We start from the raw sequence: 21,935 nt of genomic DNA, 5'->3' as shown, positions 1-21,935 counted from the left end.
CTGGATGGCTCCCGGGCCAAGAGGCAAAGGCCTCCCGCGTACGGGACAGGGCCAGCGTCAGCGTCAGCGTCAGCGTGGCAAGGTGCGCGCCACGATCACCCCACGCTGCACCGGCCTGCGCTCAGTTCGCGCGTGGCACGGTGCCCGTCACATCCAGCCGCGCGGTCTGGCCCCGGCAGACCGCGGCCAGCTTGTTGCCGTCCGGGTCGCGCACATAGGCCGCGTAGAAATCGTCGTTGTACTGAGGCCGCAGACCCGGCGCGCCCTCGGACAGGCCCCCGTGGGCCAAGGCCGCTGCATGGAAGGCATCCACCTGAGACCAGGAAGCCGCCTTGAACGCGACCATGGTGCCATTGCCCGCGCTGGGCGGCTGGCCGTTGTAGGGCTGGCACAGCCACAGCGCCACTTCCTGCTGGCCCTGGTCTTCGTAAGTGCCCCAGCCCACCCAGCCGTCCCAGTCTTCCTCGCCCGGTGTTGCGCAGCGCTTCAAGCCCAAGGGGCCGAGCACGGCGTCATAAAAACGGGCGGAGCGTTTCAGGTCCGATGCGCCGAGGCAGACGTAGGTGAACATGGTCGAGATCTCCAGACTTGAACGCCCGGCTCATTCGTAGTGGGTCCACATCCTGAGCACGCGCACGGCGCGCTCCTTGGGGAGCACTTCGTACACCAGGCGATGCTGGATGTTGATGCGTCGGGAGTACGCCCCCGCCAAGTCGCCCACCAGCTTTTCGTATGGTGGCGGATTCTGAAACGGGTCCTGGGCGAGTAGAGCCAGCAGCTCCTGGGCTTTGGGTTTCAAGCCCGCCGCGGCGAGCTTCTTGGCGTCTTTCTGTGCGTGCCTGGCAAAAACAACTTGCCAACTCACCAGTTCAATTCCTTGGCGCTCTTGTCCAGGGGCTCGGCCATGCCTTGCTTGATCGATTCGCGCATGCCGGGCACAGCCAGCAGATACAGCGTCTCCTGTATGGCTTGCCAATCTTCCGCCGACACCAACACCGCGCCTTGGCGCTTGCCCGCGATGTGGATGGGTTGGTGCGACTCGGCTGCTTGATCAATCAGACGGTACAGATTGGCGCGCGCCTCGCTGGCGGTGAAAGTGGTCATGGGGAATCTCCGATGCGATCAGATGGTACGTATTTGCGTACGCAACGTCAATGGAATTCCCCTGCACGTCAACTCAAGCGCAGGACTCGCCCGGTGCGTGGTGGGTGCAGGCCAGCGTCGCCTCATCGCTGCCCTTCGGCGGCCCCGCGTGAAAGGCCTCCTCGCTGGTGTCGTAGCCCTTCTCCTGCAGAAAGGCCACCAGGCCCGCGTCCATCGAATTGGCGTGACCGGGGAACCATTCAACCAAGGCTTCGATCATGCTGCCGATGTACTCGGTCTCTCCGGCGAGGGCACGGCGTTCCACTTCCTTCATCACGTCCAGCACGTTCTTGTGCTGGCTGAAGTGGCAGTAGTCGGGGGCGATGCCACACGCGAGCATCCAGCGCTCTTCTTGACCGAAATGCTCGACGGTGTGCGCGACCAGTTGCTGGTAGACGATCAGCTTGTCCGCGGGCGCGGCCGCGGAGGTGGCATTGACCAAGTCCACGAATTCCTGGTGCGTGTGGTCGGTGCGGGCGTCGCCCGTCAAGAGTTCGTCAGACCATGCGAGTCCGGACGGCGCGGCGGTTGAAGCCTGGGGGGAAGCGGAAGTGTTCATGGCATGAAACTGTGAATGTCATGGCGCCGCGCGTTGGCGCGACGCTAGGCGCCATTGTGCCTCCACCGCCAAGACTGCCGCAGGGAGCGGGAATCGCCCTGAAACGAGGGCCAGGACGCGGCAGAACCTCAGGCCACCGCCGCGTCGCGCCGCGCCCGCCCGTGCAGCCCATGGGCCAGCACCACCAGCGCGCAGGTGGCAGCGATGGCGATGAGGCTCATGGCCATGCCCTGGCCGACCGAGCCTTGGTCGAACTGGCGCCAGATGAAGAGCGAGACCGTCTGCATGCCAGTCGGCGTGAGCAGCAGCGAGGCCACGAGTTCGCGCGAAGCGATGGCGAACACCAGCAACATGGCCGCGGTCATGCTGGGCGCCAGCAGCGGCAGCACGATGCGACGCAGGGTCGCGCCGAAGCCCGCGCCATGGACAAAGGCACTGGCCTCCAAATTGCGGCCAATCTGCCGCAGCGCGGCATGGGCATATCGCACCGGATAGGGCAACAGCAGGCAGGCGTAAGCCAGCAGCAGGATGGGCCAACTGCCATAGGGCGTGACCGGTAGCCAGGGCTGGTTCCACGCCAGGATCAGGCCCACCGCGACCACGATGCCGGGCATGGCGTTGGGCAGGACGCTGAGCGCATCCAAGGCAACTGAAGCGCGCGAAGGCACACGCAGCACGGTGTAGGCCAGCAAGGCACCGAACAGACCCGTGAGCAGCGAGGCACCGGCGGCCAGCGCAAAGCTGGTGCTCAAGGCAGCGAGCGCGGCCGAGCCCTGCGCGAAGAGCGCGTGGAAATGTCGCAACGAAAGATTGTCCCAGGCCAGCCCACCCGAGAGCGTGGCCGTGAAGGCCGTGGCTCCAATGGCGAACAGCGGTGCCATGGTGGCCAGCGCGGCGACCAGACCAAAAAGCAGCAGCACCGGCGCCTGCCACCGGCCCAGCGGACGGGGCCCACGCGCCACCGGCTTGCCCGTCTGGGTTTCGTAATCGCGCCCCGCCGTGAGCCATCGCTGTGCGATGTAAGCCAAGAGAGCCAGGGCCATCAGCATGACCGACAACACAGCGGCACCGGGCAGATCGATCGGCCAACTGCTGAAACGCTGCTCGATGCCCGTGACCAGCACGAAGAAACCGACATTCGAAGCCAGCACGGCGGGCGTGCCGTATTCCTCGATGGCGGCGGCGAACACCAACAGCAAACTGGCGGCGAGCGCAGGCAAGGCCAGTGGCAAGGTGACGCGGACGAAGGCCCGCCACGCGCTGGCGCCGAAGATCTGCGCCACATCCCCCAGGCGCGACCCGCTGGCGGCGACGGCGCGCGACACCGCGAAATACACGGCCGGAAACAGGTTGAGCGCCATCACCAGCACCACGCCAGTGAAAGAAAAGAGCACATCACCCTGGTGACGACCACTGAGCTGCTGCAGAAAGCCTGCTGGTTGCAGCAACAGAATCCAGCCCATGGCGGCGATGTAGGGCGGGATCATGAAAGGCACGAGGAACAGCAAGTCCCACAGCCGCGCCAACGGTAGATCGAACAACCCGCGCAGCACACCCAGCGGCACGCCCAGCAAGGCGCTGGCCACCACCACCGCCAGGCCCAGTCGCAGCGTGTTGCCGATCAGCGTGACGATGGCGGGATCGCTCAGAGTGAGGCCGAGGTGGGCCAAGGGCCGGCCGAAGGAACCCAGCGCCAGGTCGGGAAAGACCGCCTGTAGGACGATCGCCAGCAAGGGCACCGCGACCAGGACAGTCAATCCACAGAGCGTGACGCCCAGCAGCGTGCGGTGGGGCAGCGTGGACACGAGGTCAGCGTCGCGCGAACAGCTCGGTGAAACGCTCCAGCAGGGCCTGGCGGCCGGCACGCTCCTGGGCGTCAGCCGGCGGCAAGGCCTTGAAACTGTCCAGGCCCGGGCGCTGCGCGGCCACGTCGCTGCGCGCAGGTATCAGGTAGACCCGAGCAACGGCGGTCTGGCCAGCGTCGGACAGCACGTAGTCGATGAACTTGCGCGCGTCGGCCTGAGCCTTGGACGACTTGAGGATCATCATCGGTCGCGCCGCCACCACGGTGCCGCTGGACGGAAAGATGATGTCCACCTTCTCGCCCTTGGCTTGTGCACCGTAAGTGACGTAATCCACCGCGCCGAACACGGCCGCCTTGGCGCCCTGCAGCACGGGATTGAGCGCCTGCGCGTTGGCGCCCGAAATATTCATGCCCTTGGCCTTGAGTTCGCCGAAGAGCTTCCAGGCATCGGCGCCATGCGCGGCCTGAAGCCCCGACAGCAATTCCAGCGCGGTGCCCGACTGCGCGGGGTTGGGCATGTTGACCTTGCCGCGGAAGGCTTCGCCGGCCAGATCACTCCAGTCCTGCGGACGCGGCGTGCCGCTGCCGGGGTTCCAGGCGATGGCCAGCGCCGAGAGGCCCTGGGCCACGTAGCTCGGGCCCTTGTAAAGCGCCGGCACCTTGGCGGCATTCGGACTCTGGTAAGTCAACAGCCACCCGCGCTGGTGCAGGTCGAGCGCGCTGTCCCAGGACGCGGAAATCACCACGTCGGCGCGCGGGTTGGCTGCCTCGGCTTCCAAACGCGCCATGACCTTGCCGGTGTCGGCCTGAAACACGTCGACCTTGACGCCAGTGGCGCGTTCATAACCTTCGGCCAGGTTGCGGATGAGTTCGTCGGGGCCGGCGGAGTAGACCGTCAGGGCCTGGGCACCGGTGGTGACCAGGGCCAGTGCGCCGATGGCGGCTGCGACGGCGCGACGGATGAAACGGGCATTCCAATTGCCGATGCTCAGATCAGTCATAGTTTGTGCGAATGAGTGAAGTGGAGTGGAGTGGAGAAAAAGCAGATGACGATTCAGCCCCGTGCTGGGGCCGCATCGAACCAGCGCAGTTGGCGCGGCGCGATGTGCAGCCCCACGGTGCTGTCCGCCTGCAAACGCTCGCGCAGCAAGGTGTGCAGCGACACGCCTCCCGGCAGGCGCAGTTCGGTCGCGAAACCGCCACTGCGGTAGTGCTGGGCGGTCACGGTGGCGTGCAAGGCGGCACCGTCCAGCGCCCCGGGAGTGACGGCATGGCCAGGAATCAAGACCTGGCCCTGACGCGGGCGGTGCGCCGCGTCGTCGCTGTCGGCTCCGTCTTCCGCCATGCCGGGCACCAGTGCCAGCAGCTCGTGCGCCAGCAAGGCGCCATCGGCCAGATGCACACCCGCGGCGACGCGACGCGCCGGCAGGAGCGCACCCAGTTTGAGGAACTGGGCCACGGTGGAACTGGCCGGCGCGCTCCACAAGGTCGCTGGGGTGGCCAGTTGCAGCAATCGGCCTTGCGCCATCACCGCCACTTCGTCAGCCACCGTGCAGGCCTCTTCGTGGTCGTGCGTCACGTAAACCGCCGTGGCGCCGACCTCGCGCAGCAGGCGCGTGATGTCGAGGCACAGACTGTCACGCAGGTCCCGGTCGAGGTTGGACAGGGGTTCGTCAAACAGGAGCAAACGGGGCCGAGCGACGATGGCGCGCGCCAGGGCCACGCGCTGCTGCTGACCACCCGACAGCTGAGCCGGTGACCGGCCAGCCATCGCCCCCAGACCGACACGCTCCAGTGACTCTTGCGCGCGCCGACGCACCTCGGGCGCCGACAGGCCCCGCATTTGCAATGGAAAGGCCACGTTGGCCAGCACACTCATGTGCGGCCACAGCGCATAGTCCTGGAACACCATGCCGAGTTCGCGCTTCTGAGGCGGCTCCATGACGCCGTCGCCGGCCATGGTGCGGCCGCCGAACAGAATGCGCCCCCCGCTGGGCCGGTCAAGCCCGGCCAGCAGTTTCAACAATGTGGTCTTGCCGCAACCCGAGGGGCCCAAGAGCGCGAGCACACCGCCTGGCTCAAGCGTGATGCTGAAGTCCTGTAGCGCGTACTGATCGCCATGGCGTCGTTCCAGGTGCTCCACGGTCACCGCGACACCCGCGGCGCTGGGATTCGGTTTCATGGACGCCCATGCTAGGCAGCAGACATGTCATTTCAATGACAGCGCCGTGAAGCGCCGCCCGCGATATGACAAGCATCGATGGCGGGAACGTGCCCTCCAACCGACACCAGAGCAGCGGTCCGGAGCCCGCGCGTTCGGGCTTACCCGGGCGCAGACAGGTCAGCTTGCGAGCCGCGCGCGGTGCCGCGCGATCTGCTGGCGCACCTGCGCGGGCGCGGTGCCGCCGACGGTGTTGCGCGCGTTGAGCGAGCCGCGCAGGCTCAGCACCTCGTACACGTCTTTCTCGATGCTCTTGTTGAATTGCAGCAGCACCGTCAGGGGCAGTTCGGACAGATCACAGCTGTGGCTGACGGCGGCCTTGACCGCATGGGCCACGGTTTCGTGCGCGTCGCGGAAAGGCAGGCCTTTCTTGACCAGGTAGTCGGCCAGATCGGTCGCCGTCGCGTAGCCCTTGAGCGCGGCCTGTTCCATGGCCGGCGCGTTGACCGTGATGCCGCCTTCGAGTTTGCCGGTGGCGGGGTTGACCTGGCCGCCGACCATCTCGCTGAAGATGCGCAGCGTGTCCTTCAAGGTGTCCACCGTGTCGAACAGCGGCTCCTTGTCTTCCTGGTTGTCCTTGTTGTAGGCCAGGGGCTGACCCTTCATCAGGGTGATCAGGCCCATCAGGTGGCCGACCACGCGCCCAGTCTTGCCACGCGCGAGCTCGGGCACGTCCGGGTTCTTCTTCTGCGGCATGATGGAACTGCCGGTGGTGAAGCGGTCCGCGATTTTGATGAAGCCAAAGTTCTGGCTCATCCACAGAATCAGTTCTTCGCTCAGGCGGCTGACATGCACCATGACGAGCGAGGCGGCGGCGCTGAATTCGATGGCGAAGTCGCGATCACTCACGGCGTCCAGGCTGTTCTGGCAGATGCAGGCCTGGCCTTGTTCATCCACCATGCCCAGCGTTTTCGCCACGCGCTCGCGGTCCAGCGGGTAGGTGGTGCCAGCCAGCGCGGCGCTGCCCAGGGGCAAGCGGTTGACGCGCTTGCGCACGTCGGCCATGCGCTCGGCGTCACGCGCGAACATCTCCACGTAGGCCAGCAAATGGTGGGCGAAGCTCACGGGCTGGGCGACCTGCAAATGGGTGAAGCCCGGCAAGATGGTGTCCACGTTCTGCTCGGCCACGCTCAGCAAGGCTTTTTGCAAGTCAGACAGCAGGCCGGTGATCAGGTCGATCTCGCCGCGCAACCACAGGCGCACGTCGGTCGCCACCTGGTCGTTGCGGCTGCGGCCCGTGTGCAGTCGCTTGCCGGCGTCGCCGACCAATTGCGTCAGGCGTGCCTCGATGTTGAGGTGCACGTCCTCCAGGTCAAGCTGCCACTCGAACTGGCCGCCCTCGATTTCGGCGCGGATCTGGGCCATGCCCTTCTGGATGGCAGCCAGATCGTCGGCGCCGATGATCTTTTGCGCCGCCAGCATGTCGGCGTGGGCCAGGCTGCCGGTGATGTCGGCCTGCCACAGGCGCTGGTCGAAGAACACGCTGGCCGTGTAGCGCTTGACCAGCTCGCTCATGGGTTCGGAGAACAGGGCCGACCAGGCCTCGGATTTTTTGTCGAGTTGATTGGGGGTGGACATAATTGGATGGATTCTATCGACCCACCAGCCAATACAAGGAGACAACCATGCTGGAACTCTTGACCGATCCTCAGGCCTGGATCGCCTTCGCCACGCTGACCGCGCTGGAGCTGGTGCTGGGCATCGACAACGTGATCTTCATCTCCATCCTGGTGGACAAACTGCCCGCCGCGCAACGCGCGCTGGCCCGTCGCCTGGGCCTGTTCATGGCCATGTTCATGCGCATCGGCCTGCTGCTGGTGCTGTCGTGGATCATCGGCCTGGTGGCGCCCCTGTTCACCGTGCTGGGCCAGGAGGTCTCGGGGCGAGACCTGATCCTCATCTTGGGCGGCCTGTTCCTGATCTGGAAAAGCACGGGCGAGATTCACCACGCGATGGAAGGCGGGGAAGAATCGTCCGGGAGCAAGGCCCGCGCCACGTTCACCGCGGTGATCCTGCAAATCATGGTGGTGGACCTGGTGTTCTCGTTGGACTCCATCATCACCGCCGTGGGCATGGTGGACGAGGTCGCGGTCATGATCGCGGCCGTGGTGGCCTCGGTGGCGCTGATGATGGTGTTCGCGGGCGCCATCGGCAACTTCGTGTCCGAGCACCCGACCGTCAAGATGCTGGCCCTGTCCTTCCTGGTCGTGGTCGGCGTGGTGCTGATCGCCGAAGGCTTCGACCACCACGTGCCCAAGGGCTACATCTACTTCGCGATGGCCTTCTCGTTGGTCGTGGAAATGCTCAACATCCGGGTGCGCAAGCGCCTGGGTACTCCCGCAGGCGGAACCGGCGGCGCGGGTGGCCATTGAACCGCGCCGCGCACGAACTTGACCTGACTTGACCTGCCGTGCATCCGGCTTCAAGGCCGGATGATGTCTGCACCAGCCGGCGGCGTGAAGCGGAAGGTGTCAGCCGGCAGGTTCGCATTGACCTGCATGCGGCTGAAGGTCAGCAGGGAACGCTGGCCGAAGCTGTCCAGGATTTCGAAGGCGCCCAATTCCACCTGGGTTGGCGACACGGCACGCAGGCCGACGCGCAGTTGCTGGGTCTGGCCCTCACGCGCCTTGGGCGTGGCGCGCACCCAGAGCAGGCCATCGCGCGCGCCGTCGTTGGCCAACTCGTAGCTGGCCTGCAAGGTGCGCAGGTCCGAGGCGCCAGCGATCAGGGCGGCCGGCGTGTCGTCCAGCGCGCCGGCCTGGGAACGGACGGTGACCTGGTTCAAGTCTTCGTCATGGAGCCACAGCGTCTTGCCGTCGGCCACGATGGTCTGCGACAAGGGCGCGGCATACACGAAGCGGAAGCGCCCTGGGCGCTGGAAGGCGAAACTGCCGTTGGAACTGCGCGTGCGGGCCACACGGGTGCTGCCTTCGCTGGCGCGCGGGGGCAGGGTCACGACCTGGGTGAAATCCGAGCGACCACTGCGCGTGGTTTGCAAGAACACGGACAGCGCACTCAGGCCGTCGAGCGGTTTGCCGTCCTGCGCTTGGACCGGGCCAGGAGCGAACCACAGCAGCAGCAAGCTCAGCAGGATGAGCGCGACCGTGCGAGCGACAGCGCCGCAGCGAAAGACGAGCGCGCCATGCGCCGCCGGAAAATAGGAATGCGGCTTCATCACCGACAGGGATGGGTTCATCTTCACTCCGAACGCGCGGGCACCAGGATGTCGCGCTGTCCATTGGTGTTCATGGGACTGACGAGGCCGGCATTTTCCATGTCCTCGACCAGGCGGGCCGCGCGGTTGTAGCCGATCTTCAGGTGGCGCTGCACCAGAGAGATGCTGGCTTTGCGGTTCTTGAGCACGATCTCCACGGCCTGGTCGTACATCGGGTCTTTCTCGCCCCCCGCGCCGCCAGTTCCGCCCCCGAGCAAGTCACCGCCCTCCTCGCCGTCGACCGTGCCGCCTTCGAGCACGCCTTCGATGTAGTCCGGCTCGCCCTGGGTCTTGAGGTAGCTGACCACGCGGTGCACTTCCTCGTCGCTGACGAAGGCGCCGTGCACGCGGATCGGCAGTCCCGTGCCGCTGGGCATGTACAGCATGTCGCCCATGCCCAGCAAGGCCTCGGCGCCCATTTGGTCGAGGATGGTGCGGCTGTCGATCTTGCTGCTGACCTGGAAGGCGATGCGCGTCGGGATGTTGGCCTTGATCAGGCCGGTGATCACGTCCACGCTGGGGCGCTGCGTGGCGAGAATGAGGTGTATGCCCGCGGCGCGTGCCTTCTGGGCCAGGCGGGCGATCAGCTCCTCGATCTTCTTGCCCACCACCATCATCAGGTCGGCCAGTTCGTCGATGACCACCACGATGTGCGGCAGGCGCTGCAAGGGCTCCGGGCTATCGGGCGTGAGGCTGAAGGGGTTGTAGATGAAGGCTTCCTTCGCGGCCGCCTCGTCGATCTTCGCGTTGTAGCCCGCGAGATTGCGCACGCCCAATTTGCTCATCAGGCGGTAGCGCTTCTCCATCTCGGCCACGCACCAGTTCAGGCCGTGCGCGGCCTGCCGCATGTCCGTGACCACGGGGGCCAGCAGGTGCGGGATGCCCTCGTAGACGCTCATCTCCAGCATCTTGGGGTCGATCATCAGCAGGCGCACGTCCTTGGCCTCGGCCTTGTAGAGCAGGCTCAGGATCATGGCGTTGATGCCGACGGACTTGCCGGAACCCGTGGTGCCCGCCACCAGCACGTGCGGCATCTTGGCCAGGTCAGCCACCACGGGGAGGCCCACGATGTCCTTGCCCAGACCGATGGTCAGCAGGCTCTTGGCATCGTTGTAGACCTGCGAACCCAGGATTTCCGACAGGCGGATGCTCTGCCGCTTGGCGTTGGGCAGTTCCAGCGCCATGTAGTTCTTGCCGGGGATGGTCTCGATCACGCGGATGGACACCAGCGAAAGCGAACGCGCGAGGTCCTTGGCCAGGTTGACGATCTGGGAGCCCTTGACGCCGGTGGCGGGGTCGATCTCGTAGCGCGTGATCACCGGGCCGGGCTGCGCGGTCACCACGCGCACCTGCACACCGAAGTCGCCGAGTTTCTTTTCGATCAGGCGGCTGGTCATCTCCAGCGTTTCGGGCGAGACGGTCTCTTGGCGGCCTTGCGCGCTCGCACTGTCCAGCAGGTCCACCTGGGGCAGCTTGGTGTCCGGCATGTCGGCGAACAGGTTCTTCTGCCGCTCCTTGACCACCCGCGCGCTGGGCTTCACAGCCGGCGGCACGGGGGCGTCGAACTGGGGTTCCAGGCGCGGCGCGGCGGGTCGCACTGGCGCGGCAGCGCTCAAGGAAGCGCCGATCGCCGAAGGCAGGTCGTCCGCTTCGTCGTCGACTTGAGCTTCTGCGGCCTGGGCTTGGCGCGCCGCCAAGGCGCGGGCAGCGTCCTCTTGTTCGCGCTCACGCGCGGCCTGCGCGCCCAGGGCACGGTCCTGAGCGCGCTCACGGCGCGCGCGCCGCGCGTCCAGCAGCATTTGCACGAAAGCGCCCAGGCGTTCCGCCGTCAGCCCCCAAGAAAAACGGAAGACCCAGGCCACGGCCAGCACCCACAGACCAATGGCCAGCAGGGCCGAACCGGTCGGGCCCAGCCAGCGCGCGGCCAGCGGCCCCATCCAGTAGCCCAGGACGCCGCCCGCGTGGCCGGGCAGGTGCGGCTCGTAGCTGTAGAAACGCGACCACTCCAGGGAGGTGCTGGCCAGCATCAGCAAGGCCAGGCCGGTCCAAAAACCCCAACGTCCGGCGACGAACAGTTCAGCCTTCAGCGTCCAGCCGGTGGACGACGGCGCCGGGGCTTCGGGGGATGGCGGCTCCCAGGCAGCGGCGGAGCCCGCATCCAGCCGGGGCGAGCGCAAGGCCCGCGCCAGCGTGGAGAACCAGCTGCGCACCGCGGCGGCCCAGCACCACCAGACCGAGAAACCGAACAGGTAATAGCTCGCATCAGCCACCCACGCCCCCAGCAGCCCCCCCTGGTTGCGCACCGAGCCCGTGCCACTGCCCGAGGTGGACCAGGCCGGGTCGCCCAAACTGTGCGTGCCCAGCGCCATGCCCCAGTACACCAGCAGCACCAGGCCCAGGAACAGCATCAGTTCGCCCGCGTAACGGCTACGCAGGGTGGCCAGGGCCGTGGGGCCGGGATTCAGCGTGTCGGATCGATCAGTCATGCAAACAAAAAAGCAAACGGCCGGCAAGCCGGCCCGGAAGACGCCCCGGTGCCAAGGTCAATGGCGCGGCGTGGCGCGGCGCTCTTTCACGTAGAGCGCGCCGCCTTCGAGCGGGATCACGAAACCCTGCTCCTCGAAATCCTTCATCACCCGGCTCACCATCTCGCGCGAGGCCCCCACCATTTGGGCCAGATCCTGGCGCGAGAAGCGCACGCGGATGATCATGTCCCCGGCGGGCGCGGCCTTGGCCATGTCGAGCAGCACATTGGCCACCCTGCCATAGACACTCATCAGTGCCAGCGTTCCGATCTTGCGGTCGGCCTGGCGCAAGCGCCGCACCAGACCCCGCATGATGCCGTGCGCGATGGCGGCGCTCTCGCCCAGCAAGCGGATGAAGGCGGCCTGGTCCAAGGCAAGCACATCGAGTTCCGCCTCCGCGTCCACCGAGGCCGAATGCGCCTCGCCGTCGATCAGGCTCATCTCACCAAAATAGTCACCCGTTTGCAGCGAAGCGAGGATCACCTCGCGGCGCCGGCTGCCACTGCTCATCAGCACGCGGGCGCGCCCGGAGAGGATCACGAACAGCGCACCGGTTTTCTGACCTTGGGTGACGACACGGTCGCCCCGTTTGTAGCGCCGCTTGGACACGGAATCCGCCAGGGCCTGCAACTGCGTTTCGCTCAACAGGGAAAACAACGACACCCTGCGCAACAGATCCAGATTGCTCAACATCGACATGGGTACTACTCGTTTTTCTGCTCACTCGCCAACCTAGCGTGTTTCGCGAGCATAGACTGACAAGCAGCGATGTCTTGCAAGGATTCTTACAATGACATCTCTGTTGCATCGCGACACGAAATCCATGCGCCGGGCTGAATGGATCATCAGTCTACCTCGCCCCGCCGGCCTGCCGGGGCACCGCCCTTTCAGCCCACCGAGCTCATTGACCCCCAGCTTGCCCGATCCACTTCAAGAGTCCTCACATGACCGCCACTGCCTCCCGTCACGCCCAGGTTCTGATTCTCGGCTCCGGCCCCGCCGGCTACACCGCCGCCGTCTACGCGGCGCGCGCCAACCTTAAGCCCCTCCTGATCACGGGCATGGCCCAAGGCGGCCAGCTGATGACCACCACCGAAGTCGACAACTGGCCCGGCGCGGTGGACGGCATCCAAGGCCCCGAGTTGATGCAGAAGCTGCTGGAACACTCCGAGCGCTTCAAGACCGAGGTCGTGTTCGACCACATCCACAAGGTTGACCTCAGCAAACGCCCGTTCACGCTCTGGGGCGACAGCGGCGCCTACACCTGCGACGCCTTGATCATCGCCACGGGCGCCTCAGCCAAGTACCTGGGCCTGCCGTCGGAATCCGCATTCATGGGCCGCGGTGTCTCGGCCTGCGCCACCTGTGACGGATTCTTCTACCGCGAGCAGATCTGCTGCGTGGTGGGCGGCGGCAACACGGCGGTGGAAGAGGCCCTGTACCTCTCGAACATCGCCAGCAAGGTCTACCTGATCCACCGCCGCGACAAGTTCCGCGCCGAACCCATCCTCGTGGACAAGGTGATGGAGCGGGTGAAGGAAGGCAAGATCGTGCTCAAGACATTCCGCACGCTGGAGGAAGTGCTGGGCGACGCCAGCGGGGTGACGGGCATCCGCCTCAAGAGCACGGTGGATGGCAGCACCGAGGATCTGGAGCTCAAGGGCTGCTTCATCGCCATCGGGCATTCGCCGAACACGGAGATCTTCCAGGGCCAGGTGGATTTGAAGGACGGCTACATCGTCACGCGTTCGGGCCTGCAAGGCTTCGCCACCATGACCAGCGTGCCGGGCGTCTTCGCGGCGGGCGATGTGCAGGACCATGTCTACCGCCAAGCCATCACAAGTGCAGGCACGGGGTGCATGGCGGCGCTGGATGCGCAGCGTTTCCTGGAGCAGCAGGAGTAAAGCGACTCTGCGTCTGCGGCCTCGTTGCTCGTTGCGCTTCACGGCGCGGATCGCGGGCGGGGCGGGCCGTCCGCCTCATGAGATTTGCTGCGCAAATCAAAATCGGCGGCGCGACCCGCCCCGCCCACGATCCGCTTGAGCCTACGGCATCGTTCCCTTCCAGGCCCGCCCGAAACACCTACCCTCTGGCCGGCACCCGGTGCGGCGGGCTTGGGGAAACCGACGATTTTGATTTGCGCGGCAAATCTCATGAGGAGGGGGTCCCCAAGCCCGCCACGCCGGGTGCCAGCAACGGACGCGCCTGCGCCCTACCACCCAAACCCATCCCACGCCAGCAATGTCGCCAAATTGGCTATAATCGTCGGCTTTGCTGGGTCCCCAGCATTCGATGGGCCACCGCCACCCTACTTGGCGAGGTGAGACCCCCACTGCTCAGGTGGCGGTCGTATGAAGAAAGCGAAGTGTCCACATGGCACGCGTCTGTGAAGTGACGGGCAAGAAGCCCATGGTCGGGAACAACATTTCCCACGCCAACAACAAAACCAAGCGCCGGTTCCTGCCGAACCTGCAATACCGCCGTTTCTGGGTCGAGAGCGAAAACCGTTGGGTGCGCCTGCGCGTTTCCAGCGCCGCCCTGCGACTGATCGACAAGAACGGCATCGACTCCGTGCTCGCTGACCTGCGTGCGCGCGGCCAAGCCTAATCAAGGAGAAGCACCATGGCCACCAAAGGCGGACGCGAAAAGATCAAGCTGGAATCCACGGCCGGCACCGGTCACTTCTACACGACCAGCAAGAACAAGAAGACCATGCCCGAGAAGATGTCGATCATGAAGTTCGACCCCAAGGCTCGCAAGCATGTGGAATACAAGGAAATCAAGCTGAAGTAATTCAGCCACTGGTTTCCCGCCAGGCCCGCCCACCGTTCCGGTGCGCGGGCTTTTCTCTTTGCTTTTGCTCAAAAACAGCGCCTCGGTGCGTGCAGGTCCCCATCCTCGACGGCTAGGTGTCTCGCCCGTTTGTCTCCTTGATCGACCTTGGTCGATCCCCCGTGAGCGGCATGGTCATTCATTGTATTGAGAATAATTCTCAATACAATGAAGACAACTTCTGGAGACCCTCATGTCCTGTGCCGCCGATGATGACCTGGCCCAGCCCTGCCTCGAAGCCCTGGTGGCTGGCACGGTGGCCCTGATGAGTTGCTGGGCCGCGCCGAATGACAACGCGCCCACTTCCGCGCGACAGCAGCGCACGGCCATGGCGCGCAAGATCGTCTGCAACCTCTATCTGCTCAAGAACCATCCGCACGCCAGTCCGGGACTGCGCCACGTGATGGCCATGGCGCACGAGCGCTGGATCGTTGTCAGCGATGCAAGCAGCGACGCCTCCGTCGTCACGCAGCCGGATCCCGCCCTGGCCGATCCCTTGGGTCTGCTGCCCGTCAGCACCTTGATGCACTGAGAGGAACCATCCGATGTGCGACACCCGTAGCGCGCCGCCCGTGGTGGCCCTGCCGCAAGCGTCCCAGCCCGTCATCGGTGGGGTCTCGTCCGCCAACACTGCCGTGCCCGTAGCCGCAGGCTCGCGCCGCCGCCGTCTTTGGGAACTCGAAGGTCACGCCTTCTGCCCCATCATCGGGGTCTGCCTGCCCTTGCCCTTGCTGCGCAGGTTGACGGCCAAGGCGCTGGGCACGGTCCCCGCGCACAGCGACTACGAAGTGCACTGCATGGCCGTCACCGAATGCCGGCGCCGTTCCCCACTGGCCGATGCCGTTCAAAAAGACCTGGACCAGCGTTACGCCCTGGTGATCCGCGCCACCCAGCCCCTCAAATCCACCGAGGCCTTGGCGCGCTGGTGGGACGACTGCCGTGACCGCGCCCACGAAGGACGCGCTGACCTGGCCAGCGCGCTCTGGGCCGCGCTCACGCACCCCAGGTGCGACTACTTGCTGGAACAACGCATCCTTGGTGAAGTGCACATGCTGCAGCACCAGGTCGGCACGGCCACCCGCGCCGACCTCAGCCGGCTGGAAGCGCTGCAGGAGGAAAACGCCATCCTCGCGCGGGAACTGGCCGGTGCGCAGCAGCGCAGCCAGCAGCAGGCGCGTCACTTTGGCGCGCAACTGGAAGCGCAAGAAGCCAGCGCCTTGCGCATGCGTGCCGAATTGATCCAGGCGCAGACGCGGCTGCAACAACTGCAGGAGGCCAACGACAGCCTGCACGCCGCATCGCCTCACCTGCCCGAGCGACAGGCGCTGGCGCAGCGCAATCGAGAACTGCAGGAGGAACTGAGGCAAACCCGCCTGGAACTGCGCGAAACCCGGGAACACCGGGAGCAAGAGCGGGAACGCGCGGACCGGGCCGAGCACGCACTCGCGCTCGCGCTCGCGGCCGGGGTGGATCAGCCAGCCAAGACGGGGAGCCTGGGCGAAACCACACGCAGCGAGGCGCACCTCCCAACACGGCTCGAGGGCTGCGCGGTGCTGTGCGTAGGAGGCAGACAAGCCAGCGTGCCGGTGTACCGCGAGTTGATCGAGCACCGCGGCGCGCGTTTCCTGCACCACGACGGCGGCACGGAAGACAACAGCAGTCAACTCGACGCCACCCTGGCGGCCGCCGACTTGGTGATCTGCCAGAGCGGCTGCATCAGCCACAACGCCTACTGGCGCGTGAAGGACCATTGCAAGCGCACCGGCAAGCGTTGCGTCTTCGTCGACCAGCCCAGCCGCAGCGCGCTGGAACGGGCGCTGGGCGACATCGGCTGGGAGATGCCGCCCGAAACCGCCCGGGGCGTTTGAAGTCAGGACTTAGATGACGACCGGCTCCGGCTCCAACCGGATGCCGAAGCGCTCATAGACGCTGGTCTGGATGGCGCGCGCCAGGGTCATGACCTCACCCCCCGTCGCACCGGCCGGAGCCTGGGTGGCCGCCCCGCCCCGGTTCACCAGCACCAGAGCCTGCTTTTCGTACACGCCCGCTTGGCCAATGCTCTTGCCCTTCCAGCCGCAGGCGTCGATCAGCCAGCCCGCGGCGAGCTTGACCGTGCCGTCGGGCATGGGGTAGTGCACGATGTTGGGCTCGCGGGCGATGATGTCCGCGCACTGCTCGGGCGTGACAGTCGGGTTCTTGAAGAAGCTGCCCGCGTTGCCGATCACCGCCGGATCGGGCAGCTTGGCGCGGCGGATCTCGCAGACCCAGTCAAAAACCTGGCGCGGCGTGGGTGCGGTGATGCCGGTTTCCGCCTGCTTGCGCTGCAGGTCCAGGTAGCCCAAGTCGGGCCTCCACGCCTTGGGCAGGCGCAAACGCACGCGGGTGATCAGGGCACGGTCTTTCAGTCCCAGGTTGTTGCTGTCCGCACCGGTCCCCGGCGCCCCATGCTTGAACACCGAATCCCGGTAGGCGAAGCCGCACTGCGAGGCATTGAGCGTGAAGGGCCGCCCCGTGTGCAGGTCGATGGCGTCCAGCGAGTCAAAGCGGTCCTGCAATTCCAGGCCGTAGGCACCGATGTTCTGGACCGGGGCCGCGCCCATGGTGCCGGGAATCAGCGCCATGTTTTCCAGCCCGGGCCAGCCCTGGGAGAGCGTCCAATCGACCACCTCGTGCCAGGATTCGCCCGCACCCGCCTCGACAATCCAGGCCTTGTCGTCCTGCGCCACCAGCCGCCGCCCCATGATTTCGACCTTGAGCGTGACGGCCTTGACGTCGCCCGTGAGCACGATGTTGCTGCCGCCGCCCAGCACGAACTTGCGCGCGGGCCCCAACACCGGATCGGCCAGCACCTCGGCCACGTCGGCCTCGCTCTTGACGCGAATCAAGGTCTGCGCCTTGGCGACAATGTGAAAGGTGTTGTAGGGCTCCAGCGGGACGTTGTTCTCGACTAACATAAAGGGCGGCTGTTCGTAAGCCTCTGATTTTCTCACCCCGCTACCCCTCATACGCAATATGCCTTCATTCGACACCATTTGCGAAGCCGACATGGTCAAGGTCAAGAACGGCGTGGACAACGCCGCCAAGGAGATCGGCACCCGTTTTGACTTCAAGGGCACTTCGGCCAGCATCGAGATCAAGGACAAGGAAATCACCTTGATCGGCGACGCGGATTTCCAGATCGAGCAGATCCTGGACGTGCTGCGCGGCAAGTTGACCAAGCAGTCCGTGGACGTGCGCTTCCTCGACATCGGCGAGCTGCAAAAAATCGGCGGCGACAAGGTCAAGAAGATCGTCAAGGTGAAAAACGGCATCGAGTCCGAACTGGCCAAGAAGATCCAGCGCTTGATCAAGGACAGCAAGATCAAGGTGCAGGCCAGCATCCAGGAAGACAAGGTGCGCGTCACCGGTGCCAAGCGCGACGACCTGCAGGCCGCCATCGCTCTGCTGCGCAAGGAGATCAGCGACACCCCGCTGGACTTCAACAATTTCCGCGATTGAGCTGCCCGTGACGCGCAGCCCCTGCCATCCCTCCTGGGCCGCCGTTGCACCATGAGCGTCCAGGACGAAAACGAGTACGAAGACCTGCTCGGGCTGTGGTCCGATCTGGAATCCGGCCTGGGTGTCTTGCTCTCCAACCCGCTGTCGGTGCGGGAGTTTGAACAGCGGGTGGTGCAGTACGACCGCTGGCTGCGCGATTTGCTGCGGCGCGACGCGGACCTGGGCCTGTACCTGCTGTTCCAGCTGGCCACCAATTCCTGGGTCGGCTACAGCGCCTCCCACAGCCTAGTCTGCGCCACCCTCTGCCATTTGCTGGGCACCGAGCTGAGGCTGGACGGCAGCGAGCATGACGCCTTGGTGCACGCCGCGCTGACCATGAACATCGCCATGACCGAGCTGCAGGACCAGCTTGCGCTGCAGACCGAGAAGCCCGGCGCCGAGCAGCAGGAGGCCGTGCGCACCCATGCCCCGCGCGGCGCCCACTTGCTGGCAGACCGCCTGGGCGTGGGCGACCCGCTGTGGGTGGAGATCGTGCGCCGCCATCACGATGAAGACGCGACGCCCCTGCCCCTGCATGCCCTGCCCCCGCTGCGGCGCCTGGTGCGCATCCTGCACGCGGTGGACCGCTATGCGGCGATGATTTCGCCGCGCAAGTCGCGTGCCGGGCGCAGCACCACCGAATCAGTGCGCGCCATCATGAATGGCTCACATGCCACGGCGGACGAGGTCGGACACGCCTTGGTGCGCGCCGTCGGCCTGTGCCCGCCCGGCACCTACGTGCAACTGGAAAACAATGCGCTGGCCTTGGTGGTTCGGCGCAGCGAACGGGCGAATCTGCCCCATGTGGCGGTATTGACCGGACCGGACGGACAAGCCCTGCCACAACCACGACTGCACCAGACCCTGCAAGGCAGCCCGTCCATCAAGTCCGCGCTGGCCACCGCCTTGGTTCGGCTGCGGCCGAATCACCATCAGATCCTGCAACTCGGCGCGCAGGCAAGCTGGCGCTGAAGTCGCCGGCGCCTGGGCAGCTGCCAGACAGCCGTGGACCGTGGCCAGGTTGGCCAGCGGTCGGGCAGCGCGTTGTTATTTCTTCTTTTGACCGAGCTTGCTTTCCTGGCCGCGCGCGAGACGTCCGATGTTCTCGGCATGGCGGTAGATCAGAAGCAAGGACATGGCGCACACCGCGAACAGCACGGGCGGATTCGTGATCCACAGCTCACCATCGCCCATCATGTAATACAGCGGAGCCGCCACCGACGCGATCAGCGCCGACAGGGACGAATACCTCGACACCACGGCCACCAGCACCCAGGTCAGCAGCACCGCCAATCCCAGCGCCCAATGCAGGCCCAGCAGCACACCAGCCGCCGTCGCCACGCCCTTGCCGCCCACAAAGCGGAAGAACACCGGGTAGAGATGTCCCAAGAAGGCCCCCAAGGCGGCGAGCGCCACCGAGCCCTCGCCCAGGCCGTGAGCGGGACCGAACCAAGTCACCAGCGCCACCGGCAACCAGCCCTTGGCCCCGTCCAGCAGCAAGGTCACCACGGCCGCCTTTTTGGAACCGGAGCGCAGCACATTGGTGGCGCCGGGGTTTTTGCTGCCATAGGTGCGCGGATCGTTCAACCCCATCACGCGGCTGACGATGACGGCGAAGGACAAGGAACCGAGCAGGTAGGCGGCCAGAGCCACGAGTGCCGGGAACAGGATGGAAGAGTAAGTAGCCAAGATGCGACGAGCCAACGAAAGAAGGCCGGTATTGTGCCCGAGCCGGCGGCGCCCACCGATCCGGCACGGGCCAGCAAGGAGCCGGATGCCACAATCCGCGCATGACCGATTTTGTTGACTCCACGACTCCAACTGCCACGACCACAGGCACTCGCCCACCCGCCGCACCGCGCCACAGTCTGGCGGAGGACGCCCTGGCCCTGTTGTTCGGCACTTCGCTGATCGCCTTGGCCGTGACCCTGTTCCAGCACGAACGTTTGCTGGGCGGCGGCGTGGCCGGCTTGTCATTTCTGCTGCATTACAGCTTGGACTGGAACTACGGCTTGGTGTTTTTCGTGCTCAATCTGCCGTTCTATGCCTTGGCCTGGCGACGCATGCCGCGCGCTTTCTTGGTCAAGACCATCATCGCGGTGGCCCTGCTGTCCCTGCTGACGGAAATCACCCCGCGCTGCGTCAGCTTCGGCACGGTGCAGCCGCTGTACGCCGCGCTCATCGGCGGCGTGCTGCTTGGCGTGGGCTTTCTCATTTTGTTCCGTCACCAGGCCAGCCTGGGCGGCGTGGGCATCTTGGCGTACTGGCTGCAGGAAACGCGCGGGTGGCGGGCAGGCCAGGTGCAGATGGCCACGGATGGCCTGGTCCTGCTGCTGGCCCTGCTGACCATGCCCTTGCCGCAGGTGGCCCTGTCCGTCATTGGCGCGGTGGTGCTGAACCTCACCCTCATCGTCAACCATCGGGCCGGGCGTTACATGGCTCACTGAGTGGGCCCCATACAGTTAACGGCATTCGCAGACCACGTCCAGAACCCACGTGCTGGACCCACGACAGGAGACCGCCATGACCGCCACCACCGAACTGCTGCAGGCCTCGCTGCGCTTGCAGCGCCAGGCTTATCTCGCCGATCCAGTGCCGGACTACGGCCGCCGCTTGGCCGACCTGGAGCAGTTGGAACGTTTCGTGCGGGACCAGCAGGACGCGATCTGCGCGGCCATCAGCGCGGACTATGGGCACCGCTCGCGCCATGAGACGCTGGTGACGGAAGTGATTCCCACGCTGCACGCCATCCACCACGCGCGCAAGCATCTGCGCCGCTGGATGCGCCCGCAGCGCCGGGGCATCGATCGCCTGGCCTTTGGCCTGGCCAGCAACCGTGTGATCCCCCAGCCCCTGGGCGTGGTGGGGGTGATCGTGCCCTGGAACTTTCCGCTCAACCTGAGTCTGGTGCCCCTCTCGGCCATCTTCGCGGCGGGCAACCGCGCCATGGTGAAGATGAGCGAAAACTCGCGCCATCTGGCCGCGCTGTTGATGCGCGAGCTGCCGCGTTACTTTGCGGCGGACAAGCTGCGGGTTTTCGATGAAACCGGAGGCGTGGGCATCGAGTTTTCCAAGCTGCCCTTCGACCACCTGCTCTTCACCGGTTCGGGCCAGACGGGCAAGGCCGTGATGGCCGCGGCTGCGGCCAACCTTTGCCCCGTCACGCTCGAACTGGGAGGCAAGTCGCCCGCCATCGTGCTGGATGACTTTCCGCTGCGCACGGCGGCCGAGCGACTGCTCTACGTCAAGTACCTGAACGCGGGCCAGATCTGCACCACGGTCGACCACGCCTACGTGCCGCGCGCCAAGGTGGAGGAATTCGTGCGGCTCGCGCGCGAGATCGTCTCGCAACGTTACCCCACTCTGGACACGCCGGACTACACCAGCATCATCGATGCGAAGGCCTACGCGCGGCTGAAGAACGCGATGGAGGAGGCGCAGGCGCGCGGCGCGCAGCTGATCCCGCTCATTCCCGGTCAGACCTTCGACGAAGCAAAGCGCCGCATCGCGCCCCATCTGTTGCTGAACGCCCCCGCCGATTGCGAGTTGATGCAACGCGAAATCTTCGGCCCCATCCTGCCCGTCATCGCGTACGACGACCTGGACACGGAGGTCATCCAGCGCGTGAATGCCGGCCCGCGCCCGCTGGCGCTGTACCCTTTCACGAACGACCGCGCGCTGCAGGAGAAACTTCTGACGCGCATCATGTCCGGCGGTGTGTCCATCAACGATGCGTTGTTCCACGTCGCCCAGGACGAGCTGCCCTTCGGCGGGGTTGGCGCCTCGGGCATGGGGCATTACCACGGCTTCGAGGGCTTTCTCACTTTCTCCAAGTTGCGTCCGGTGTTCACGCAATCGCGGTTCTCCACCGCGGCTTTGTTGGTTCCGCCGTATGGGAAGCTGGTGGATCGGCTGTTGAAGTTCCTGCTGCGGTAATCCATCCAGGCGTTTCTGCTTGGGTGGCGATGCACGGACCGGGCTTGGGGCCGGGGCGCTCATACGGTGCCGGTCGGCTACGCCGACTTCGCATTGGCGCAGGACTGTGAAGCTGCTCCGGCATAACTCACTGCGCGCCTGCGGCGCTCCGTTCAGACAGGATG

Annotated in this window: 23 protein-coding genes; 10 read left to right on the top strand and 13 right to left on the bottom strand. The window is 65.7% G+C overall.

What is annotated here, in order from left to right:
• Positions 1 to 121: 121 nt before the first annotated feature.
• The 8 genes from HGR_RS13055 to argH form a co-directional block, all read right to left on the bottom strand.
• Positions 122 to 571, bottom strand: a complete 450-nt coding sequence (locus HGR_RS13055; RefSeq protein ID WP_006298752.1) for a VOC family protein — start codon at positions 569 to 571, stop codon at positions 122 to 124.
• Between the two features lie 30 nt (positions 572 to 601).
• Entirely contained in the window at positions 602 to 865 is a 264-nt protein-coding gene (locus tag HGR_RS13050) for a Txe/YoeB family addiction module toxin (protein WP_006298751.1), read from the bottom strand.
• The gene (locus HGR_RS13045; RefSeq protein WP_006298750.1) at positions 862 to 1,104 is read right to left on the bottom strand and encodes a type II toxin-antitoxin system Phd/YefM family antitoxin; all 243 of its coding nucleotides are present in this window, start codon (positions 1,102 to 1,104) and stop codon (positions 862 to 864) included. The genes HGR_RS13050 and HGR_RS13045 overlap by 4 nt, the downstream gene beginning before the upstream one ends.
• Positions 1,105 to 1,177: 73 nt before the next feature.
• Complete coding sequence (locus tag HGR_RS13040; RefSeq protein ID WP_081463543.1) at positions 1,178 to 1,702, bottom strand: hemerythrin domain-containing protein; 525 nt, start codon at positions 1,700 to 1,702, stop codon at positions 1,178 to 1,180.
• Between the two features lie 128 nt (positions 1,703 to 1,830).
• Positions 1,831 to 3,507, bottom strand: a complete 1,677-nt coding sequence (locus HGR_RS13035; protein ID WP_006298748.1) for an ABC transporter permease — start codon at positions 3,505 to 3,507, stop codon at positions 1,831 to 1,833.
• A 4-nt stretch (positions 3,508 to 3,511) separates the two neighbouring features.
• Positions 3,512 to 4,507 (bottom strand): ABC transporter substrate-binding protein, encoded by a 996-nt coding sequence (locus HGR_RS13030; protein ID WP_006298747.1) that lies wholly within the window; start codon positions 4,505 to 4,507, stop codon positions 3,512 to 3,514.
• A gap of 53 nt (positions 4,508 to 4,560) precedes the next feature.
• Positions 4,561 to 5,688: an ABC transporter ATP-binding protein gene (locus tag HGR_RS13025; RefSeq protein WP_006298746.1), complete on the bottom strand. Its 1,128-nt coding sequence runs from the start codon at positions 5,686 to 5,688 to the stop codon at positions 4,561 to 4,563.
• Between the two features lie 159 nt (positions 5,689 to 5,847).
• Positions 5,848 to 7,305 carry an argininosuccinate lyase gene (argH, locus tag HGR_RS13020; RefSeq protein WP_006298744.1) on the bottom strand — a complete coding sequence of 486 codons (1,458 nt, stop codon included), beginning with the start codon at positions 7,303 to 7,305 and terminating at the stop codon, positions 5,848 to 5,850.
• Positions 7,306 to 7,352: 47 nt separating this feature from the next.
• Here argH and HGR_RS13015 point away from each other — a divergent pair, with 47 nt between their 5' ends.
• Entirely contained in the window at positions 7,353 to 8,099 is a 747-nt protein-coding gene (locus tag HGR_RS13015) for a TerC family protein (protein ID WP_006298742.1), read from the top strand.
• A 50-nt stretch (positions 8,100 to 8,149) separates the two neighbouring features.
• On the opposite strand, the gene HGR_RS13010 is transcribed toward HGR_RS13015, so the two are convergent.
• The 3 genes from HGR_RS13010 to HGR_RS13000 are packed head-to-tail and all read right to left on the bottom strand — an operon-like array spanning position 8,150 to position 12,165.
• Complete coding sequence (locus HGR_RS13010; protein WP_237701419.1) at positions 8,150 to 8,923, bottom strand: outer membrane lipoprotein carrier protein LolA; 774 nt, start codon at positions 8,921 to 8,923, stop codon at positions 8,150 to 8,152.
• A gap of 2 nt (positions 8,924 to 8,925) precedes the next feature.
• Complete coding sequence (locus tag HGR_RS13005; RefSeq protein WP_006298739.1) at positions 8,926 to 11,427, bottom strand: DNA translocase FtsK; 2,502 nt, start codon at positions 11,425 to 11,427, stop codon at positions 8,926 to 8,928.
• A 57-nt stretch (positions 11,428 to 11,484) separates the two neighbouring features.
• Positions 11,485 to 12,165, bottom strand: coding sequence for a Crp/Fnr family transcriptional regulator (locus HGR_RS13000; RefSeq protein ID WP_006298738.1), 681 nt, complete (start codon positions 12,163 to 12,165; stop codon positions 11,485 to 11,487).
• 245 nt (positions 12,166 to 12,410) lie between these two features.
• Here HGR_RS13000 and trxB point away from each other — a divergent pair, with 245 nt between their 5' ends.
• The 5 genes from trxB to HGR_RS12975 all read left to right on the top strand — a co-directional run bounded on the left by trxB (position 12,411) and on the right by HGR_RS12975 (position 16,166).
• Entirely contained in the window at positions 12,411 to 13,370 is a 960-nt protein-coding gene (gene trxB, locus HGR_RS12995; RefSeq protein WP_006298737.1) for a thioredoxin-disulfide reductase, read from the top strand.
• Positions 13,371 to 13,839: 469 nt separating this feature from the next.
• On the top strand, positions 13,840 to 14,073 hold the full coding sequence (gene rpmB / locus HGR_RS12990) for a 50S ribosomal protein L28 (protein WP_006298736.1): 234 nt from the start codon (positions 13,840 to 13,842) through the stop codon (positions 14,071 to 14,073).
• A gap of 15 nt (positions 14,074 to 14,088) precedes the next feature.
• Positions 14,089 to 14,259 (top strand): 50S ribosomal protein L33, encoded by a 171-nt coding sequence (gene rpmG / locus HGR_RS12985; protein ID WP_006298735.1) that lies wholly within the window; start codon positions 14,089 to 14,091, stop codon positions 14,257 to 14,259.
• Positions 14,260 to 14,491: 232 nt separating this feature from the next.
• Positions 14,492 to 14,830 carry a hypothetical protein gene (locus HGR_RS12980; protein ID WP_006298734.1) on the top strand — a complete coding sequence of 113 codons (339 nt, stop codon included), beginning with the start codon at positions 14,492 to 14,494 and terminating at the stop codon, positions 14,828 to 14,830.
• 13 nt (positions 14,831 to 14,843) lie between these two features.
• The gene (locus HGR_RS12975; RefSeq protein WP_006298733.1) at positions 14,844 to 16,166 is read left to right on the top strand and encodes a DUF2325 domain-containing protein; all 1,323 of its coding nucleotides are present in this window, start codon (positions 14,844 to 14,846) and stop codon (positions 16,164 to 16,166) included.
• A gap of 9 nt (positions 16,167 to 16,175) precedes the next feature.
• Here HGR_RS12975 and murB read toward each other — a convergent pair whose 3' ends face one another.
• Entirely contained in the window at positions 16,176 to 17,252 is a 1,077-nt protein-coding gene (murB, locus tag HGR_RS12970) for a UDP-N-acetylmuramate dehydrogenase (RefSeq protein WP_006298732.1), read from the bottom strand.
• Between the two features lie 58 nt (positions 17,253 to 17,310).
• Between murB and HGR_RS12965 the strand changes: the two genes are divergently transcribed.
• Positions 17,311 to 17,796: a YajQ family cyclic di-GMP-binding protein gene (locus tag HGR_RS12965; RefSeq protein ID WP_006298731.1), complete on the top strand. Its 486-nt coding sequence runs from the start codon at positions 17,311 to 17,313 to the stop codon at positions 17,794 to 17,796.
• 51 nt (positions 17,797 to 17,847) lie between these two features.
• Positions 17,848 to 18,807 carry an HD-GYP domain-containing protein gene (locus HGR_RS12960; RefSeq protein ID WP_006298730.1) on the top strand — a complete coding sequence of 320 codons (960 nt, stop codon included), beginning with the start codon at positions 17,848 to 17,850 and terminating at the stop codon, positions 18,805 to 18,807.
• 75 nt (positions 18,808 to 18,882) lie between these two features.
• On the opposite strand, the gene plsY is transcribed toward HGR_RS12960, so the two are convergent.
• Complete coding sequence (plsY, locus tag HGR_RS12955; RefSeq protein WP_039853549.1) at positions 18,883 to 19,524, bottom strand: glycerol-3-phosphate 1-O-acyltransferase PlsY; 642 nt, start codon at positions 19,522 to 19,524, stop codon at positions 18,883 to 18,885.
• Between the two features lie 101 nt (positions 19,525 to 19,625).
• On the opposite strand from plsY, the gene HGR_RS12950 reads away from it, so the two are divergent.
• On the top strand, positions 19,626 to 20,282 hold the full coding sequence (locus tag HGR_RS12950) for a YitT family protein (protein ID WP_006298728.1): 657 nt from the start codon (positions 19,626 to 19,628) through the stop codon (positions 20,280 to 20,282).
• A gap of 76 nt (positions 20,283 to 20,358) precedes the next feature.
• The gene (locus HGR_RS12945) at positions 20,359 to 21,771 is read left to right on the top strand and encodes a coniferyl aldehyde dehydrogenase (RefSeq protein ID WP_006298727.1); all 1,413 of its coding nucleotides are present in this window, start codon (positions 20,359 to 20,361) and stop codon (positions 21,769 to 21,771) included.
• Positions 21,772 to 21,935: the final 164 nt, after the last annotated feature.

The sequence above is a fragment of the Hylemonella gracilis ATCC 19624 genome (assembly GCF_000211835.1).
Lineage (GTDB): Bacteria > Pseudomonadota > Gammaproteobacteria > Burkholderiales > Burkholderiaceae_C > Hylemonella > Hylemonella gracilis.
This window is presented reverse-complemented; position numbering and strand designations above follow the sequence as displayed.

What these genes read in the sequence shown, in the direction of transcription:
- rpmB (WP_006298736.1), top strand. Translation starts at nt 13,840, where the DNA reads ATGGCACGCGTCTGTGAAGTGACGGGCAAGAAGCCCATGGTCGGGAAC.
- murB (WP_006298732.1), bottom strand. Translation starts at nt 17,252, where the DNA reads ATGTTAGTCGAGAACAACGTCCCGCTGGAGCCCTACAACACCTTTCAC.
- rpmG (WP_006298735.1), top strand. Translation starts at nt 14,089, where the DNA reads ATGGCCACCAAAGGCGGACGCGAAAAGATCAAGCTGGAATCCACGGCC.
- HGR_RS13040 (WP_081463543.1), bottom strand. Translation starts at nt 1,702, where the DNA reads ATGAACACTTCCGCTTCCCCCCAGGCTTCAACCGCCGCGCCGTCCGGA.
- HGR_RS12975 (WP_006298733.1), top strand. Translation starts at nt 14,844, where the DNA reads ATGTGCGACACCCGTAGCGCGCCGCCCGTGGTGGCCCTGCCGCAAGCG.
- trxB (WP_006298737.1), top strand. Translation starts at nt 12,411, where the DNA reads ATGACCGCCACTGCCTCCCGTCACGCCCAGGTTCTGATTCTCGGCTCC.
- HGR_RS12950 (WP_006298728.1), top strand. Translation starts at nt 19,626, where the DNA reads ATGACCGATTTTGTTGACTCCACGACTCCAACTGCCACGACCACAGGC.
- HGR_RS13000 (WP_006298738.1), bottom strand. Translation starts at nt 12,165, where the DNA reads ATGTCGATGTTGAGCAATCTGGATCTGTTGCGCAGGGTGTCGTTGTTT.
- HGR_RS13005 (WP_006298739.1), bottom strand. Translation starts at nt 11,427, where the DNA reads ATGACTGATCGATCCGACACGCTGAATCCCGGCCCCACGGCCCTGGCC.
- HGR_RS12960 (WP_006298730.1), top strand. Translation starts at nt 17,848, where the DNA reads ATGAGCGTCCAGGACGAAAACGAGTACGAAGACCTGCTCGGGCTGTGG.
- HGR_RS12945 (WP_006298727.1), top strand. Translation starts at nt 20,359, where the DNA reads ATGACCGCCACCACCGAACTGCTGCAGGCCTCGCTGCGCTTGCAGCGC.
- HGR_RS13025 (WP_006298746.1), bottom strand. Translation starts at nt 5,688, where the DNA reads ATGAAACCGAATCCCAGCGCCGCGGGTGTCGCGGTGACCGTGGAGCAC.
- HGR_RS13010 (WP_237701419.1), bottom strand. Translation starts at nt 8,923, where the DNA reads ATGAACCCATCCCTGTCGGTGATGAAGCCGCATTCCTATTTTCCGGCG.
- HGR_RS13015 (WP_006298742.1), top strand. Translation starts at nt 7,353, where the DNA reads ATGCTGGAACTCTTGACCGATCCTCAGGCCTGGATCGCCTTCGCCACG.
- HGR_RS13030 (WP_006298747.1), bottom strand. Translation starts at nt 4,507, where the DNA reads ATGACTGATCTGAGCATCGGCAATTGGAATGCCCGTTTCATCCGTCGC.
- argH (WP_006298744.1), bottom strand. Translation starts at nt 7,305, where the DNA reads ATGTCCACCCCCAATCAACTCGACAAAAAATCCGAGGCCTGGTCGGCC.
- HGR_RS12965 (WP_006298731.1), top strand. Translation starts at nt 17,311, where the DNA reads ATGCCTTCATTCGACACCATTTGCGAAGCCGACATGGTCAAGGTCAAG.
- HGR_RS13055 (WP_006298752.1), bottom strand. Translation starts at nt 571, where the DNA reads ATGTTCACCTACGTCTGCCTCGGCGCATCGGACCTGAAACGCTCCGCC.
- HGR_RS12980 (WP_006298734.1), top strand. Translation starts at nt 14,492, where the DNA reads ATGTCCTGTGCCGCCGATGATGACCTGGCCCAGCCCTGCCTCGAAGCC.
- HGR_RS13045 (WP_006298750.1), bottom strand. Translation starts at nt 1,104, where the DNA reads ATGACCACTTTCACCGCCAGCGAGGCGCGCGCCAATCTGTACCGTCTG.